The 3156-nt window shown below is 30.5% G+C and carries 5 protein-coding genes; all 5 read right to left on the bottom strand.

Translation table 11 applies throughout. From position 1 onward, the window contains the following. Positions 1-471: 471 nt before the first annotated feature. Positions 472-903: a hypothetical protein gene (locus C4S77_RS03065; RefSeq protein WP_105245700.1), complete on the bottom strand. Its 432-nt coding sequence runs from the start codon at positions 901-903 to the stop codon at positions 472-474. Positions 904-917: 14 nt separating this feature from the next. Further along, positions 918-1160 carry a hypothetical protein gene (locus tag C4S77_RS03060; RefSeq protein WP_105245982.1) on the bottom strand — a complete coding sequence of 81 codons (243 nt, stop codon included), beginning with the start codon at positions 1158-1160 and terminating at the stop codon, positions 918-920. A 113-nt stretch (positions 1161-1273) separates the two neighbouring features. Continuing rightward, the gene (locus tag C4S77_RS03055) at positions 1274-1573 is read right to left on the bottom strand and encodes a hypothetical protein (RefSeq protein ID WP_105245980.1); all 300 of its coding nucleotides are present in this window, start codon (positions 1571-1573) and stop codon (positions 1274-1276) included. Between the two features lie 42 nt (positions 1574-1615). After that, a complete protein-coding gene (locus C4S77_RS13160; protein ID WP_260209375.1) occupies positions 1616-1861 on the bottom strand; it encodes an RHS repeat domain-containing protein in 246 nt (81 codons plus the stop codon). Positions 1862-2221: 360 nt separating this feature from the next. Then, entirely contained in the window at positions 2222-2755 is a 534-nt protein-coding gene (locus tag C4S77_RS03045) for a hypothetical protein (protein WP_105245970.1), read from the bottom strand. Between the last annotated feature and the right edge of the window lie 401 nt (positions 2756-3156).

The following is a 3156-nucleotide window of genomic DNA, read 5'->3' as shown; positions in this document are numbered from 1 at the left end:
TCTACATGCTGTACTATTTGTGCGTCTAAGTTAGTAATATAACTGCTACTTCCCAAATGATCCGCATGATAATAATACTGCATCTTTTCATATTCTTCATTCCCTTTGCCAATTCCCCCTCCGTAGGTTTGGAGTTTTTTATCCTTGCCTTCACAGCAGAAGCCTGTTCCGTTTACTTAATTATTATGAGCTTTACACTTCAAAATAAGAATAGTGGTCTTTATTTTGGGAGTATCCTCTGTAAATCTTCTCTTATTTTCTATTTTTGGAACAATCCGAACTCTAAAAACACAACAAGTGGGATATTAAAAATACCAATGAACTCCTTAGACTACTTTCTCTGGATGAAGAGATTATTGAATAATAAAAAGAATCCGCCTCTGTTGCGAGGCGAATTCTTTTATAACTTCTTTTATTACCTTAAAACTAATTTATCATATAAAGGAACCTATTTTTTTATTATTAAAATATTTACTGACACACTAATCTATCATTTAAACTTTTCTTAAACTCTTTTGGCAAATTTAATTTATCTTTACAATAATCTTTAGTACTAAACTTCATTTTTTGTTCATCAAAAAATAAAACTACAGTTTCTTGATAATCAGAATTATAAACCCAAACATTAAAATCTTCATCGATATATAAACTCCAAAAAGCATGTTGACTAAATGCTTTAAATATATCACTCTGATACAATAATTTATTTTTTTTATCAGATATTCCAAATAAAAGCCCTGATTTAGTTTCTACTAGTTTTAAATTATATTTAGGCACCTTATAAGTACCTTCTGCTTTTACAAATCCTCCATTGTAAAAAGGCATAATATTATCCTTACTTTCATTACAAGAATTTATTAAAACTAATATTGATATAAAAAAATATTTTTTTAACCTATTCATAATTTTAATATATATTAAAAAATTTCTTGACTTCCTCTTCTTGCAGGCTCTGGTCTTTGTATATTTTTCTTATTAGAATCTAACTTTATATCCACTGTCTGGGACCATTCTATACTTATATTATAATCAACTGGGTTTATACCTGGCATTTTTTTGATGAAATCTGCCAATGGTCCATCTCCTTGATTAACATTAGGGTCTATTCGATCATTCCATAAAAGATTATATTTAAATGTATATACTTCACCTCCCTTCACCTGAAAATCACTTGTTCCATGTAATAATTCATATCCTGTTATCCATTCTCAATTTCCATTGGAGTCTTATAAGGAGATATTGTTGAAGTATTTTGCCCACTATTTTTCATACTTTAGGCTTTCCCATAAGCTTGATCCTTTAAAAAATCCTTGATATAGGTATTATTTCTCATATAATCACCCCATTTTCCTTCTTTATATCTCAGTCTTCCTTCCTTACCTAATCCATTTACCCAGTAGTAGAATGACTCATAACCTTTTGCATCAAAAGGAGCATTAGCTGGAGACCAATTAGGCTGAGTAGCTACTACATTATTAAAATACCATCGAGTTGTGTTTGTTTTAATTAAATTTATTTTTCTTATTATTTTTGATAACCACTTCGGTGGATCTCCTGATACTTCCGGAATCATTCCCGTTGGGTCAGTAAAGCTAATTGGATTTTGATAAGTATACTAATACGGAGCCATTGTTTCTTCAAACAACGGATCCACACTTAAAAAGATAGACTCCCTCGGGTTATAGTATCTTGCCCTGTAATAGTATAACCCCATTTCTTCATCCAGTTCCTTGCCATTAAACAGGTAAGGGGTATTCCAACTCTGGTTCCTTTCCTCAATAAACACCTTCCCAAACGGTACATATTCTACATGCTGTACTATTTGTGCGTCTAAGTTAGTAATATAACTGCTACTTCCCAAATGATCTGCATGATCATAATGCTGAATCTTTTCATATTATTCATTTCTTTTGTTGATTCCGCCTACATAGGCTTGGAGTTTTTTATCCTTTCCTTCACAGCAGAAGCCTGCTCCGTTTACATAATCATTATTGTCTTTTCCATGGTAAAGCACTTCAAAATACGCATAGTGGTCTTTATTTAGGGAGTAAATTCTATAAATCTTCTCTTATTCTCTTTCTGGAACATCCCGAACTCCAAGAATATTACAAATGGGACTTATTCAAAACCATTGAACTCCTCAGATTGCTCTGCATGGAGGAAGAGATTATTAAACAATAAAAAAACACCATAGCGAGGTTTTAATAAGTGTTTTAATATTTTATTTCTTAAATAACTTCAATCGAAACAGTTTACCATCTTTGCTTTCTACTATAATATTAGCTTGTTTAGAAGACAAACATAATTCATTTTCAAAATCGAAAATTAATGTATTTTCACTTTTTTTGGAGAAATCAAAAAAGTTATTCCCTTGTGGATATATTTCTTCTTGATAAAGAACATTATTATTTTTTACAAATATTATTTTATCAAAAACAGGATCTAATAATAATTGTGAATCTATATTCTTTAGTGACATGATATGATTATTACTTGGAGCTCCTTTTATAAAATAAACCGAATCCCAATCTATTTTTATAATATCTTTAATATTGACATAACAATTTTTATTTCTTAAATTTTTACAATTTGAATTGTAATATGATTTGATTTCTTTATAAAATTTTCTATTATCTAGACAACTACAAAGGACTAAAGACAATAAAAATATGATTAAATATTTAAAAATTCCTTGCATAATATTTTGATTAATTCGAAGGGTTATTAGTTCGACTATCTGTTGCTGTCTGCTCATTTGGATCTCTAGCTAAACCATTTAAATTTTTTATTCTCTCCTTATAACCTGATAAAAGATCTGTTGAATGGTACATACTCTACATGTTGTACTATTTGTGCGTCTAAGTTAGTAATATAACTGTTACTTCCCAAATGATCCGCATGATAATAATACTGCATCTTTTCATATTCTTCATTCCCTTTGCCGATTCCGCCTCCATAGGCTTGGAGTTTTTTATCCTTTCCTTCACAGCAGAAGCCTGCTCCGTTTACTTAATCATTATGGTCTTTTCCATGGTTAGGCACTTCAAAATAGGCATAGTTGTCTTTTATATCCTGCAGGCTGTGTTCGTATTTTTCTTTCCAGTTTATTTTTACTCCTCGTAGGTCATCGCCGGCATATTCTATTCTGCGAGGATC

The organism is Apibacter adventoris (assembly GCF_002964975.1).
GTDB lineage: Bacteria > Bacteroidota > Bacteroidia > Flavobacteriales > Weeksellaceae > Apibacter > Apibacter adventoris.
Note: the sequence above shows the minus strand (reverse complement) of the source record. Positions and strands in the feature narration are given on the sequence as shown.

Excerpts from the sequence above, each read along its gene's own strand:
- C4S77_RS03065 (WP_105245700.1), bottom strand. The coding sequence starts at position 903 with ATGAATAGGTTAAAAAAATATTTTTTTATATCAATATTAGTTTTAATA.
- C4S77_RS03055 (WP_105245980.1), bottom strand. The coding sequence starts at position 1,573 with ATGATTCCGGAAGTATCAGGAGATCCACCGAAGTGGTTATCAAAAATA.
- C4S77_RS03045 (WP_105245970.1), bottom strand. The coding sequence starts at position 2,755 with ATGAGCAGACAGCAACAGATAGTCGAACTAATAACCCTTCGAATTAAT.